The organism is Sphingorhabdus buctiana, from assembly GCF_042680825.1.
GTDB classification, from domain to species: domain Bacteria; phylum Pseudomonadota; class Alphaproteobacteria; order Sphingomonadales; family Sphingomonadaceae; genus Sphingorhabdus_B; species Sphingorhabdus_B buctiana.
In genome coordinates, this window is record NZ_JBHUEL010000003.1 from 354,426 (window position 1) to 367,135 (window position 12,710).

Annotated in this window: 12 protein-coding genes and 1 tRNA gene; 1 reads left to right on the forward strand and 12 read right to left on the reverse strand. The window is 58.2% G+C overall.

Going from position 1 to position 12,710, the window contains the following annotated elements:
* Positions 1–24: 24 nt before the first annotated feature.
* From ACFSAG_RS04765 to ACFSAG_RS04820, 12 genes are all read right to left on the reverse strand, one after another.
* A tRNA-Gly gene (locus ACFSAG_RS04765) sits at positions 25–98 on the reverse strand.
* A gap of 48 nt (positions 99–146) precedes the next feature.
* A complete protein-coding gene (gene mobA, locus ACFSAG_RS04770; RefSeq protein WP_381511869.1) occupies positions 147–656 on the reverse strand; it encodes a molybdenum cofactor guanylyltransferase in 510 nt (169 codons plus the stop codon).
* Between the two features lie 10 nt (positions 657–666).
* A complete protein-coding gene (gene fghA / locus ACFSAG_RS04775; protein ID WP_381511872.1) occupies positions 667–1,509 on the reverse strand; it encodes an S-formylglutathione hydrolase in 843 nt (280 codons plus the stop codon).
* 36 nt (positions 1,510–1,545) lie between these two features.
* Positions 1,546–4,233: an MSCRAMM family protein gene (locus ACFSAG_RS04780; RefSeq protein ID WP_381511875.1), complete on the reverse strand. Its 2,688-nt coding sequence runs from the start codon at positions 4,231–4,233 to the stop codon at positions 1,546–1,548.
* 32 nt (positions 4,234–4,265) lie between these two features.
* On the reverse strand, positions 4,266–5,096 hold the full coding sequence (locus ACFSAG_RS04785) for a fimbrial biogenesis chaperone (protein WP_374611868.1): 831 nt from the start codon (positions 5,094–5,096) through the stop codon (positions 4,266–4,268).
* Between the two features lie 173 nt (positions 5,097–5,269).
* Positions 5,270–5,773 (reverse strand): DUF4402 domain-containing protein, encoded by a 504-nt coding sequence (locus ACFSAG_RS04790; RefSeq protein ID WP_374611870.1) that lies wholly within the window; start codon positions 5,771–5,773, stop codon positions 5,270–5,272.
* 207 nt (positions 5,774–5,980) lie between these two features.
* Complete coding sequence (locus tag ACFSAG_RS04795) at positions 5,981–6,922, reverse strand: ParB/RepB/Spo0J family partition protein (RefSeq protein ID WP_381511880.1); 942 nt, start codon at positions 6,920–6,922, stop codon at positions 5,981–5,983.
* Entirely contained in the window at positions 6,919–7,698 is a 780-nt protein-coding gene (locus ACFSAG_RS04800) for a ParA family protein (RefSeq protein WP_374611873.1), read from the reverse strand. The genes ACFSAG_RS04795 and ACFSAG_RS04800 overlap by 4 nt, the downstream gene beginning before the upstream one ends.
* Positions 7,637–8,374, reverse strand: a complete 738-nt coding sequence (gene rsmG / locus ACFSAG_RS04805) for a 16S rRNA (guanine(527)-N(7))-methyltransferase RsmG (RefSeq protein ID WP_381511884.1) — start codon at positions 8,372–8,374, stop codon at positions 7,637–7,639. The genes ACFSAG_RS04800 and rsmG overlap by 62 nt, the downstream gene beginning before the upstream one ends.
* Positions 8,371–10,278, reverse strand: a complete 1,908-nt coding sequence (gene mnmG / locus ACFSAG_RS04810) for a tRNA uridine-5-carboxymethylaminomethyl(34) synthesis enzyme MnmG (protein ID WP_381511887.1) — start codon at positions 10,276–10,278, stop codon at positions 8,371–8,373. Before mnmG ends, rsmG begins: the two co-directional genes overlap by 4 nt.
* Before the next feature lie 69 nt (positions 10,279–10,347).
* On the reverse strand, positions 10,348–11,640 hold the full coding sequence (gene mnmE / locus ACFSAG_RS04815) for a tRNA uridine-5-carboxymethylaminomethyl(34) synthesis GTPase MnmE (protein ID WP_381511890.1): 1,293 nt from the start codon (positions 11,638–11,640) through the stop codon (positions 10,348–10,350).
* Between the two features lie 9 nt (positions 11,641–11,649).
* A complete protein-coding gene (locus tag ACFSAG_RS04820) occupies positions 11,650–11,901 on the reverse strand; it encodes a DUF6489 family protein (RefSeq protein ID WP_381511893.1) in 252 nt (83 codons plus the stop codon).
* A gap of 96 nt (positions 11,902–11,997) precedes the next feature.
* Here ACFSAG_RS04820 and ACFSAG_RS04825 point away from each other — a divergent pair, with 96 nt between their 5' ends.
* Entirely contained in the window at positions 11,998–12,708 is a 711-nt protein-coding gene (locus ACFSAG_RS04825; RefSeq protein ID WP_381511896.1) for a dienelactone hydrolase family protein, read from the forward strand.
* Positions 12,709–12,710: the final 2 nt, after the last annotated feature.

Below are 12,710 nucleotides of genomic sequence, written 5' to 3' on the forward strand. Positions count from 1 at the left end.
TTTGGAAAAGCTTTGCGGCAGGGATGGAGCGGGTGAGGGGAATCGAACCCCCGTCGTCAGCTTGGGAAGCTGCTGCTCTACCATTGAGCTACACCCGCGCGATTCGGTTGACTAGATAAGCGCGCACGGCAGCCAATGCCAGCCTGTCATGCAAGGTCTTCCGGCCGGTTGACGTTCCTGAGCGCAGCCTTGAGATCGACCTTGCGGGCGCCGATGTGTGCGGCGAAGGAATAGACCGAACGGTTTTGCGCGTCTGCCAACCATTCAAGCAGCGACGTGCGGAGCGCAACGGGCCAAAACCCGACGATGGGCAGGTCAGCGGCGATGGCGGGGCCGATTCCCAGCTGCTCTGCCAGATTTTCGGGCAAGCCGATCACATCACAGCTGCTGCTGAGCACGGCATCAAAATCATGACGCCATGCATGATCGAGTGCACCCGCCAATCCGGCCAATGGTCCAAGGCCGGGGCTTGGTAAGTCGGTCACGCTTTCGATTCCCGGCCACGCCCTTCCTGCGACCACCAATGCCTTGGCCTGCCCGCGTAGCGCGTCTGCGACATGATCTAGCAGCGGCTTACCGTCTAACAACGCACTGGCCTTGTCCGATCCAAAACGGCGCGATTGCCCGCCGGCGAGGATCGCGCCCAAAACTCTCATAAGCGCAGCCTCATTTCAGCCGATCGGCGTGCCAGGCAAGATGTTCGGCCATGAAGGTGGAGATGAAGTAGTAGCTATGATCATAGCCCGGCTGCATCCGGATGGTCGCCTTCTGCCCGGCACGGGTGCAAGCTTCCTCAAGCAAATGGGTTTTCAACTGCTCGGTGAGGAAATTGTCTGCGTCCCCCTGGTCAACCAGAAGGTCGGGTAGCCGCGCACCGCCATCGATCAAGGCGCAGGCATCATATTCCTGCCACGCCGCTTGATCCGTACCAAGGTAACCGTCGAGCGCTTTATGCCCCCATGGAACTTGCGAGGGTGCGACGATCGGGGCGAAGGCGGATGTCGAGCGGAACCGCCCGGGATTGCGCAACGAAATGGTCAGCGCGCCATGGCCGCCCATCGAATGGCCCATGATACCCTGCCGCGCCATATCCACCGGGAAGTTGCCGGCCACCAATTCCGGCAGCTCATGCTCGATATAGCTGCGCATATGGTAGTGCTCGGCGAAAGGCGGCTGTGTGGCATCTACATAAAAACCCGCACCCAAACCGAAATCATACGCACCAGCAGGATCATCGGGCACATCCTCTCCGCGAGGAGAAGTGTCGGGCGCGACAAAAATCAGGCCGAGTTCGGCACATGCCCGGCGGAACTCACCCTTTTCGGTGACATTGGCATGGGTGCAAGTCAGCCCCGAAAGATACCAGATCACAGGCAACTTTGCCCCCGGTGCGTGATCGGGCACGAAAACCGAAAAGGTCATGCGGACGCCGGTTTCGGCAGAATCATGGGCGTAGACGCCTTGCGTTCCGCCGAAGCTGCGATTGGTCGATAATGTCTCGATTGTCATGCCCCTGCCAAAGCGCGTTGTGGCAAGCAGGTCAAGCTAGTTGCTTGCGGCGATCCGCTGCGAAGGTTTGAGCACAATTTGCCCCAGATCGACCGTCGGGTTCTTGCGATCAAGCGATGCGGCGATGCTTACATCCGGCTGCACGCCAACAATGCCGGCAGCAACAGCGCTGAGGCGCATGCGATACTGGCCGTATGGCACGCTTTCGAACAGGAAGAAGCCATCATATTCGGCGCGCGTGGTCTTCACGACACGACCAGCCTTGTCGAGGAGTTCGATATCGACCCCGGTCAACGCTTTGCCGCCTTCCTTGATCAGGTAACCGCTGATTTCACCCGCCGAGACCAGCGGCAGTTCGACAATCATCGGAATACCCGGCCGCGGGGTAACCACCACACCGCTTGTAGCAGGTTGCACGAATGGATCGGGAAGGCTGCCTGCATCGATGCCGATCAGGATCGGTACATAGGGCTCAAGCCCGCCAATGACGGTCTGCCCGCGTTCATCGGTCGCTTTGCCGCGGCCACTCAACCCAGCGGTGATTTCCACTGATTTTTCAACAGGTTCATTTGGCTGCCGGATGCCATCTGCGTTCAGATCCTGGTAGACGAGTACGGCCGCCTGTCCGCTCGATGCCAGCTTTTGCGACGACATGTGGAAACCCTTGCCATGCGGGTTTGGACCCATGCTGAAGGCAACACTCAGCTGCGCGGCAACCGCACCGTCGGTCGCCCCCATCACTTGCCCCGAAAGGGCAAATTTCTCGAAATGGCGGGTATAGCCAAAAGTCGCCCGGCCACGCTTGTTGAGCGCATCATAGCCGAGTTCGGCTCGCCAATTTGCCTTTTCATCTGCACGCCATTCACCGGTGATGCGCGATTCCTTGAAACCCGTATCACCCATGATGCCAAAGCGCGCCTCGCCGCGCAGGCGCAATCCACCCACACGTCCGCTAAGCCGCAATTGTGCATCCAGCTTTGTCGGAGGGTCGCTGCCAAAGGCGAATTTCATCTGCTCCCAGATCAGATCTGTAGATGCAGTTATATTATTGATATTAAATGATAATCTTGCCTTTGCTTCAACAGAGCTATTGCCGTTAAGCCATTTGCGATAGGTCGCGCTCACGCCATAAGGCACGCTCGTCGTACCGATTTTCAGGCTGTGATCGATGGAGATTGCATGTTCGGCACGCAAACCGGCAACATATTGCTCGCTGCGGAAGCCCCCGAACAGCCAAAGCGTTTGCGCACCCACCATTGCATCGCCAAACTGGCCGAGCATCTGGCCGCGAACCGCATATCCACCATCAGTATCCGCCGCACCCGCCACTTCGACCAGTGTCGGGCCCATGGCGCGACGGATCATTGCCTCAGCATAGCTTTGACGTGCCCCTTCATAGATCGCGCTGATAACCGCGGCGCCGATTGACGTCTTGGCATCAAGCCCGCGCTCGATTCCAAAACCACCGCGTAAACCGTTATAAGGCCGATCGTCGCTGTCGCCGAAGTTGAACAGGTCGCGCCCGGCGTCCTGGACCCCGGCCCAATAATAGGTTTCCCTGGGTGGTATCGAGTTCGCGCCAACGGGTATCATCCGCACGTCGCGGCGGATCTGCCCTTGTGGTCCATAAAGCACGATCTCGATCCGGTTTTGCCCGTAAAGCAGCGGCACATCGAGGAATTCGTAACGGCCATCGCCACGGCTCTGAAAATAGCCGATTAGCTGGTCGTTGCGATAGAGTTCGGCATCCCAGCCTTCGGGAAGTTCACCGCGGAAGCTGGTGCGGTCAAAATTGTCGGGACGCGATAAAGGCCGATTGGTGACGAAAAGCCCGCGACCGGGCGTCGATTGGCTGCCCACGAACGAAGCGGGCAGGCTGACATCGCCAATTCCGAAATGCGTAGCCTTGAATGGGCCCAGCAATTCACCTTCTGCGCTTGTCCGATAGGCGCGCACGCGGAAACTTTCCGGGACGCCGCGTTCGTTGGACGTGAGGCGCGCATCGAACGATGCCCCTGCAATTTCTCCGCTGGCGAACAGGTCATAACTCGCATTGGCCTTGGCCCGGCCGTTGCTTTCGCGACTAATCCCGGTTGACGCCACGACGTCGACCGAGGGCGTGCGCCAGAAACGATAGGCATCCTTGGCCTGGGGCAGGTTGCGCAGGTCAAAGGTCGCTATCGGCCGCGATTTGGCCGCGCGCTCCTTACGCTCCTCGGCCAGTTCAAAGGGAAGTTTGCGATCTGCCTTGATCACGAGCAGGGCTTCGGAAAGCTCTGGCGCCAATGTTACATCGAGCCAACGCGACAAGGCTTTGGTGTCGACGCACCAGCCTTCCGGCGTGTCATATACGTCCGACGCGGATAGCGCCGAACTTTTGTTCATGATTTGTACTCTACCAGCTTCGCGGTCGAGGGTGAAGGTGCGGCTTTCTTCGAACAACCAGCCAGTTGCGCGGCGCGACTTTTTGTCAAGGCGGACGGGAAGGTCGAGCGCGATGATCAGATCGGCAAAATCGATGCACACGCCAGTATTGGTCTGATATCCGCGCACGCCATCACCCACACGGTAACGACCGGCTCTGACATCAAGCAGCAACTGGTCGTCGTCATTTGCTTTCCAGGCGGCCTGCGCAAATGCAGGAACCACCGGGGCCAGCAAGGCACCGGTGGCAATTGCGAGAGCAACAAAGCCCTGGCAGAATTTGGAAAGTATCGACTTCATCGTGGTTGCCGCTTGGCTCTGCGCTATCCTGCTCAGCGCACCACAGTACGAAGCTCGGCGATCAACCCGCCGCCATTTTCCGGTGACTCGTGATAGGCAATCACCACTTCGCTGCCGCGAATGGTTGCTGCCTCCGCGTCGCTCAGCGCCAGTTCCACCTTGCGCTTTTCAACCTCGGGGTAAATCGCAATGCCTTTCTGCACGATCACAGGTTGCGACTGACCGGCTTTGGTAATGCGAAACTCGCCATAGACCGATCGGTTGCCTTTTCGCGTGGCATCGATTTCCAGAACCGGGCCGTCCTCATCGCGTCCCAACCGCGCATTGGCCAACGCTGCCGTGGCGGTCAGATTGCCTTTGCGAACGATGATCGGGATTGTGATGCCATAAAGCGGGATGAGCTGGATCTTCAGGTCGTTGGCGTTGGTTTCTTCGCCGACACCCTGTGTCTTGGGTATCGCGCGAAACAGCATGTGGACGCGATATTCGCCGTCGGGAAGGCTGTCAGCCGGGTTCAGCCCGATCCGGATCGACTGCGGCTGGTTGGGCGGCAGGGTAACGCGGCGCGGCGCATAGCGCACCAGCGACAAAGCCGATTTCTCGGCATCGGTGGTTGATGCAGGATCGATATCCTCCAGCCGGCCATCCGGACCCATGCGCTTGATTTCCAACGAGATGCGATATGTCATCTCCTCGGCACCAACATTGTTGAGGATTACCTGTGTACCGCGTTTGCCATCGAGGATGACTCGTGTCGGAGCTACGAGCAGATCGCCTGCGGCATGTGCGGCACTGCCACAAACTGCCGAAATCGCGACCAACCCGCCCACAATGGCGGTCGCCAAATTCCGAAGAATTTTCATCACAATACCTGTCTTGTCTGGTCCAATTTGGAGGGCTGCCCCTCCATTTCGGACTAACAGGACATGGTTACCAAGCTGCTAACGATAGCATCGCGAGTATAGAAAAACCCCGGTAGCACTGGGCCACCGAGGTTAATCCGTGCAACAGCAGCGTAAAAGCTGCGAACTGGTCCTTATTGATATTCAGCGGTAACGTCGAAGGTACCGGTATAGGTGCCCGCTGCCTGGTTCGGGTTGAGCGAGATCGTGCCACCAACATACACGGTCTGCAACGAGGCCGAGTTGAAGGTGATGGAGCTGTTCGACAGCGTCAGGCCCGACAGTGCGATATCGGCACCAACGCCGTTCGACAGCGGGGTCGGGTTGCCGACCGAAAGCGCGATCACTTCGCCCGTGGTTGCCTGCGTTACCTGGAAGCTGGCTGGAGCACCGCCGCTGATGGCGATAACACCGGTAGCCGACGGGGTTGCGCCCGATGCAGCACCCAAAGTTACAGTGCCACCGGCAGCCGAGGCAGCGACAACGCCGAAGTTCAAGTCGGTAACAGCCGAAAGCTGGACAGCTGCAAGAACCTGGACGGTTGCGTCAGCCTGTTCAGTGGCAGCGTAAGCGGCATTCGAAACCATGCCGGTAGCGATAACTGCGCCAGCAAGCGCAAGCTTCATCTTATTGATCATGTATCTGGTCCCTTATTGCGACATATAAATTCGGAATGCCCCACTGCATTCATTGCCGCTTATGGCGGGAATTTCATAAGATCAGGCTGCAACTTATGGTTAACGCCAAACAAGGCGTTTACCGGTCAAATATTTGATATTGCGTGATTTAGCCTGTTAACTTCCTACAATTTACTTACGGAAGTAATTGTAAAACCATGAAAAAGGTTAGAACTGCTCGCCGGTTAGACGCTGGCAGAGCATGTCCAGCTGGTCGAGGCTGCGATACTCAAAGGTAACCGCTCCTGCGCCTCCAGTACCTTTATGTGCTATCTTTACCCGCAGGCCCAACAGGTCCCCCAGATGCTGTTCGACAGCACGAATATCGGCGTCACTCGCTGTCGCTTCGGTCACGCGCGGCTTCGGTGCCTTGCCCTCCTCTACACGCGACCGGCGAACAAGAGCTTCGGTTTGGCGGACGGAAAGCCCTTGCTTGACAACGACTGCGGCTAAACGCGCGCTGTCGTCGCTGCCCAGCAGCGCGCGCGCATGACCCATCGACAACTTGCCTTCGATCACCAACTCGCGAACCAGAAGCGGTAGTTCAAGAAGACGCATCATATTGGCTACATGGCTGCGCGATTTCTCGACGATTGCGGCCAACTCGCTTTGGCTGTGGCCGAAATCATCACACAGCTTGCGATAGGCTTCGGCCTCTTCGATCGGGTTTAGATCCTGACGCTGGATATTTTCAATCAGCGCAATTTCGAGCGTTTCCTCGTCCGACAGCTCGCGAACGATAGCCTTGACCTGGTGCAATTGCGCCCGCTGCGCAGCGCGCCAGCGCCGTTCACCTGCTACGATTTGATAGCCGCCGCCATGCGGGCGGACCAGAATCGGTTGGATCAGACCATGCCGTTTGAGGCTGGCGGCGAGTTCCTGGAGCGATTCCTCGCTGAAATGGCGGCGCGGCTGTGCCGGGTTGGGGTGGATGTCGGCAATTGCGATCGACACCACACCTTCGGACGATGATGAAGCCGTGCTTGAAGGCGCCTCGCCACCACCAGCCACCCGACTGGCCGAGCGATCAAGCGATACTTCGCCCAACAAGGCATCAAGCCCCCTGCCCAACCCCATTTTCTTGCGTTGCGGCTTGTCACCTTCGCTCATGCCGCCATCTCCCGTGCGGGCAACCGCGCAAGCAACTCGCGCGCGAGGTTCATATAGGCTTCGGAACCGCTGCAGCGATGATCATAAATCAAGGCCGGCAGTCCGTGGCTGGGAGCCTCGGACAAGCGAACATTGCGGGGAATAACCGTTTCGAACACCAAATTCCCAAGGCAAGAGCGAACATCTTCCGCCACCTGGTCGGTCAGGCGGTTACGCCGGTCGAACATTGTCAAAGCCACGCCCAGGATCGAGAGGGACGGATTGAAACGGTTCTGGATGCGCTCAACTGTTTGTAAAAGCTGACTTAATCCTTCTAACGCGAAAAATTCACATTGCAAGGGCACGAGGATAGAATCCGCAGCAACCAGCGCGTTGATCGTCAGCATGCCCAGCGATGGCGGACAATCGATCAGGCACACATCCCAGCGTGCCTCCTCTTCAGCCAGAGCCTTTTGAAGCTTGTGGGCGCGATCAGCATGATCAACCAGCTCGACCTCCGCACCCGACAGGTCTACGGTTGCAGGCAGGATATCGAGGCCAGGAATCATCGTTCCAGAGACGGCATCTACGAGTTTCGCATCGCCCATCAGCAGATCATAACTGCTATATTCGCGGTCTGCGGTTTTCACGCCAAGCCCGGTCGATGCGTTTCCCTGCGGGTCGAGGTCGATCAGCAGGCAGCGGCGGCCGCAGGCGGCGAGCGCGGTGGCAAGGTTAATGGCCGTCGTCGTCTTTCCGACGCCGCCTTTCTGGTTCGCTATGGCGATCCGAATCATTTCTTCCGCCGTCCTTTCGCCAACACCCTGGATTTCGCCTTTTTGGCGGAATTTGCCTGGGTTCGCGCACAGTGCCTGTCAAAATCCCTGCTTCAGGGTCGGTCACGCTAGGTTGGACCGAAAAATCAAGTTCCCATGCCTTGCGGGCTTCCTCAAGTTCATTAACCGCATTTCGACCCTTTGGCAGCAGCCATATTGTCTTATCTGTGGAAAATCGCGCGGATAAATCGAGCAATTTGGGGAGAGGTGCGAACGCACGCGCGCTAATGACCGCAAATTTCTGCGTCTCGACACGCTCAACCGGCATTCCAGCGACGTTTACGCGGGATTCGAGGCGCAACTGTGCGATGGCGCGGTTCAGATAGTCGATTCGCTTGGCGCGCGATTCGACAAGCGTGACGTGCCAGTCGCTGAGTAACGCGATAACCAATCCCGGAAAGCCCGCGCCTGAGCCAAGGTCGATCCAATTTGCAGGCTCGGATGGCGCAAATTGTAACAATTGCGCGCTGTCGACGATATGCCGCGTCCAGACATGTTCCATTGTCGAAGCCGAGATCAGGTTCTGCTGCTGCGCTTCGGCTTTGAGGAACTCGATAAAGGCTTCGAGCTTTGACCATGTTTCACGTGAAACATCGAAATGCTCTGCCAGCCATTTTTGCGCATCATCTTCGGTCATGCCGCCTGCTTGTCGCCACGGGCGCGCTTGGCATGGACGAGTATGGCGGCCAGTGCAGCCGGAGTGATACCCCTGATTCGACTAGCTGCGGCAAGTGTCTCTGGCCGTGCGCTATCGAGGCGCTCGACCATCTCGTTAGAGAGTCCAGCTATTCTTCGATAATCCAACGCGTCGGGAATACGGATCTGCTCATTTGCCGCGAGATCGCGCAGTTCGGCGGCCTGCCGGTCGACATAAGGCGCATAACGACCGTCTTGCTCAGCCTCTGCAACAACATCGGCCGACCATTCGCCTCTTGTTTCACGTGAAACAGATTCGGTGGGAATCAAGTCGAGCAGGTCGGCCAGTTGGACGTCGGGGAAACGCAACCATTCAATCAGCGCCATTTTTCCTGAATCGCGCTTCACCGGAACGCCTGCCCGGATCAACTGCTCCGCGGTTGCTGCATGCTGGATGGCGTCGAGTAACGCAGCCTTTTCGGCTGCCTTGGCTTCGAAATGCTTGCGCCGTTCAGCGCCTACAACATTTGCGGCAATGCCCAAAGGCGTCAGCCGAGTTGCGGCATTGTCCGCCCGCAGGCGGAGACGGTATTCGGCGCGCGCGGTCAGCATGCGATAGGGTTCGGTCACCCCGTGCAAGACAAGGTCATCAACCATCACGGCAATGTAGCTGTTCGATCGATCGAGTGCGGGCATTTCATGGCCGAGAATGGCACTGGCGGCGCCCATTCCTGCTACCAGCCCTTGGGCCGCCGCTTCTTCATAACCCGTGGTGCCATTGATCTGTCCGGCGCAGTATAGCCCCTCCAACTCCCTTACTTTCAATGTGCGATCGAGGGCGCGCGGATCGATATAGTCATACTCGACAGCGTAACCAGGAACCACCATCTCCACAGCTTCGAGCCCCGGCATCGAACGAACCATCGCAAGCTGCACATCGGTTGGCAACGATGTCGAGATACCATTGGGATAAATGAGGTGGCTATCCAGCCCTTCGGGCTCAAGAAAAACCTGGTGACCTTCGCGGTCACCAAAGCGGAAAATCTTGTCTTCGATCGATGGGCAATAGCGCGGCCCCTGCCCCTGAATTGCTCCGCCAAATAGCGGGGAGCGATCAAGGCCACCACGGATGATTTCATGTGTCTGCGCGTTGGTGCGGGTTATCGCGCAAAAGAGCTGCGGCACGTGGCGGGCAGGCGTCATAGCGGACATGGTCCAGCTTCCGCCATCAGATGGCTGCTCTTCCAGCACCGCCCAATTGATCGTCCGACCATCCAACCTGGGAGGTGTCCCCGTCTTCAGGCGCGCCATGGGCAAGGCCGCCCCACGAATCTGCTGCGCGAGCTTCATCGCGCTTTGCTCTCCGATCCGGCCGCCGGTCAGCCGCTCTTCCCCGCGGAACAAGGTTCCGCCCAGAAATGTGCCGGTGCACAGGATCACTGCATTGGCACCCAGTATCGTGCCATCAGCAAGCTCCAGGCCGTTGACCTTGCGTTCAGCGCCCGATGCGAAACGCATTGCGGCGGCCTCGCCTTCAATGATGGTCAGATTTTCGGTCGCTGCCACCTGCCGGTGGATCGATGCCTTGAACAACTTGCGGTCTGCCTGAATACGCGGACCCTGCACGGCCGCGCCTTTTGAGGCATTGAGCATCCGGTAATGGATCGCCGCATCATCAGCCGCGCGGGCGATCAGGCCGTCAAAGGCATCTACTTCCTTGACGAGGTGCCCCTTGCCCAACCCGCCTATGGCTGGGTTGCAAGACATTGCCCCGATTGTGTCGCGCGCGAAACTGACCAGTGCCGTGCGCACACCCATGCGGGCAGCAGCAGTGGCTGCTTCCACGCCTGCATGTCCGCCGCCGACAACGACAACGTCGAAATCTGTGTCTGCACGATTGCTCATTGTTCGCGCGCATAGCGCACCATGGGGAAAGGGTCAAAATGAGTCGGTATGTTCCACGTGGAACAGTGCCTATTTCCCGATGCAGAATCGCCCGAACAGTGCATCGAGCATATCTTCGGTGCTCGCCCTGCCGGTCAAGGCGTCGAGAGCGAGCCGGGCTTGGCGAAGTTCCTCTGCCATGATCAGCGGATCATGCGCCCTGGATGCATGTGAGAGGAAGAGCGCGGTATCGCGCAGCAAATGCCGCTGCCTTTGATTGAGCGCAAAGGCATCAGGGGGCGGAAGCATGTCGCGGGCATGTTTTACGAGAAAGGCAACAAGCTCGGGCATCCCCTGCCCGGTTCGTGCGGAAACGATAATCGCATCGGACTTTCTGGTATGGTCCGCAAGATCCGCCTTGGCTTCGATTTGGACAAGCGCCGTATGCTTTGGCGCGTCGCCTTGGGGCCCCAACCACAATAGCATGTCCGCCTCGGCCATCGCTCGTTCGGCCCGCTCCATACCGATCAGCTCGATTACATCCCCGCTTTCATCGCGCAAACCGGCTGTGTCGGTGAAAAGGAAGGGAATACCTTCCAACGATACCGGCACTTCAATGAGGTCGCGGGTCGTCCCCGCAATATCCGACACTATCGCGGCTTCGCGCGACACAAGGGCATTGAGCAAAGTGGATTTGCCGCTGTTGGGCGGACCGGCAAGCACCACACGCAAGCCGTCGCGCAACTTTTCCGCTGCCGGATAATTCAAATGCCCTGAAATGGCGTCATGAAGTTCGATGCATCCATTTGAAATATTTGAGTAATCTTGTTCTCCAACATCATCTTCATCGGAAAAATCAAGCTCGGCCTCGAGCATCGCAGCCAAGCGCAAAAGTGCCTCTCGCCATTGTTCCACTTGGGCACTGAATGCGCCGCCCGCCATGGCAGCGGCGGAGCGTCGTTGCCATTCGGTTTCGGCTGCCAAAAGGTCAGCGAGCCCTTCAGCCTCGTTGAGATCGATGCGGCCATTGGCAAAGGCCCTGCGGGTAAACTCACCTGCCTCAGCGCGGCGGAGCCCCTGGATATGGGCAAGTGCGTTTTCGATCCCGCGCACAACCGCGCGTCCGCCATGCAGATGCAATTCGGCAAGATCCTCTCCCGTGGCGGTGGCCGGGCCGGGAAAGACCAGCACCAATGCCTCGTCGAGAAGGCTGCCATTTTCCGGATCGTGCAATTTCCGCAGCGATGCCTTGCGCGCCGGGGGCAATGTTCCCGCCAGCGCCTTCACAGCATCGAACGCGCGAGGCCCGCTGATCCGCATCACCCCGATGGCCGAAGGTGGTGCGCCGCTGGACAGCGCGAAGATCGTATCAACGCTGTCCATCGTTAAACTCTATTTCTTGTCCTTGCCGGCGAGGCCGCCACCCGCAAGGCCGCCCATCAGGCCCTTAATGAAATCCATGCTTTGGTCGCCCATCGGAACCCAGTTGCGGATCATGTTCTGCACCATGTCCGGCGTCAGCCCCTTGTCGGCGACAGTCTTGAGCTTTTCGAGATAGACTTCATGAACTTCGGAAAGATCGGGCAGGCCCATCAGGCGCCGTACCTCTTCAGGAGTCGTATCGACTTCAATGTTGAATTTCATGCTACCTCCCTGCCCGCAGGCGATATTCCGGCATTGTCCGCCACACTATAGTGGCATAAGCGACAGGGGCAATTTTTTGATTTCAGGAGAATGATCATGGGCGAGATGACCAAGATTCGTGCTTTCGATGAAGACGCCATGTTCGGTGCCTATGTCGCCAAACCCGCCGGCGAAGCCAAAGCTGCGATGATCGTGATCCCCGAAATTTTCGGCGTGAATCCAGGCATCCGGCAAAAGTGCGACAAATGGGCCGAGGCTGGCTATCTGGCGGTTGCCATCGATATATTCTGGCGTTTTGCACCCGGGGTCGAACTTAATCCCGATATTGAAGAACAGCTTCAGGAAGCTTTTGGCTATTTCGGACAATATGAGCCCAATGACGGGGTGAAGGACATCGAAGCCGCCATCCACGCGATTCGCCGCGGCGAACTGGGTGCGCCCGCGGTGCAGAAAGTCGGTTGCGTCGGTTACTGCCTAGGCGGTCGCCTCGCCTATATGGCTGCGGCGCGCACCGACATCGACGCGTCGGTTGGATATTATGGCGTCATGATTGATACGATGCTCAATGAAAGCCACGCCATTGCCAACCCACTGATGCTCCACATCCCGACTGCAGACCATTTTGTCGGGCCTGAAGCGCAAGCCGCAATCCATGCCGAGCTCGACAAGCACCCCAAAGTCGTCTTGCACGACTATGTTGGTCTTGATCATGGATTTGCAGCGGAAATGGGCAATCGCCGCAATGAAGAAGGCGCGCAGCTCGCCGATTCACGAACGGTTGCGTTTTTCCACGAGCATCTTGGTTAGGC

Bases quoted from the DNA above. Each gene is read 5' to 3' on its own strand.
- mobA (WP_381511869.1), bottom strand. From the start codon at position 656: ATGAGAGTTTTGGGCGCGATCCTCGCCGGCGGGCAATCGCGCCGTTTT.
- ACFSAG_RS04800 (WP_374611873.1), bottom strand. From the start codon at position 7,698: ATGATTCGGATCGCCATAGCGAACCAGAAAGGCGGCGTCGGAAAGACG.
- ACFSAG_RS04785 (WP_374611868.1), bottom strand. From the start codon at position 5,096: ATGAAAATTCTTCGGAATTTGGCGACCGCCATTGTGGGCGGGTTGGTC.
- mnmE (WP_381511890.1), bottom strand. From the start codon at position 11,640: ATGGACAGCGTTGATACGATCTTCGCGCTGTCCAGCGGCGCACCACCT.
- ACFSAG_RS04795 (WP_381511880.1), bottom strand. From the start codon at position 6,922: ATGAGCGAAGGTGACAAGCCGCAACGCAAGAAAATGGGGTTGGGCAGG.
- ACFSAG_RS04790 (WP_374611870.1), bottom strand. From the start codon at position 5,773: ATGATCAATAAGATGAAGCTTGCGCTTGCTGGCGCAGTTATCGCTACC.
- mnmG (WP_381511887.1), bottom strand. From the start codon at position 10,278: ATGAGCAATCGTGCAGACACAGATTTCGACGTTGTCGTTGTCGGCGGC.
- ACFSAG_RS04820 (WP_381511893.1), bottom strand. From the start codon at position 11,901: ATGAAATTCAACATTGAAGTCGATACGACTCCTGAAGAGGTACGGCGC.
- rsmG (WP_381511884.1), bottom strand. From the start codon at position 8,374: ATGACCGAAGATGATGCGCAAAAATGGCTGGCAGAGCATTTCGATGTT.
- fghA (WP_381511872.1), bottom strand. From the start codon at position 1,509: ATGACAATCGAGACATTATCGACCAATCGCAGCTTCGGCGGAACGCAA.
- ACFSAG_RS04780 (WP_381511875.1), bottom strand. From the start codon at position 4,233: ATGAAGTCGATACTTTCCAAATTCTGCCAGGGCTTTGTTGCTCTCGCA.
- ACFSAG_RS04825 (WP_381511896.1), top strand. From the start codon at position 11,998: ATGGGCGAGATGACCAAGATTCGTGCTTTCGATGAAGACGCCATGTTC.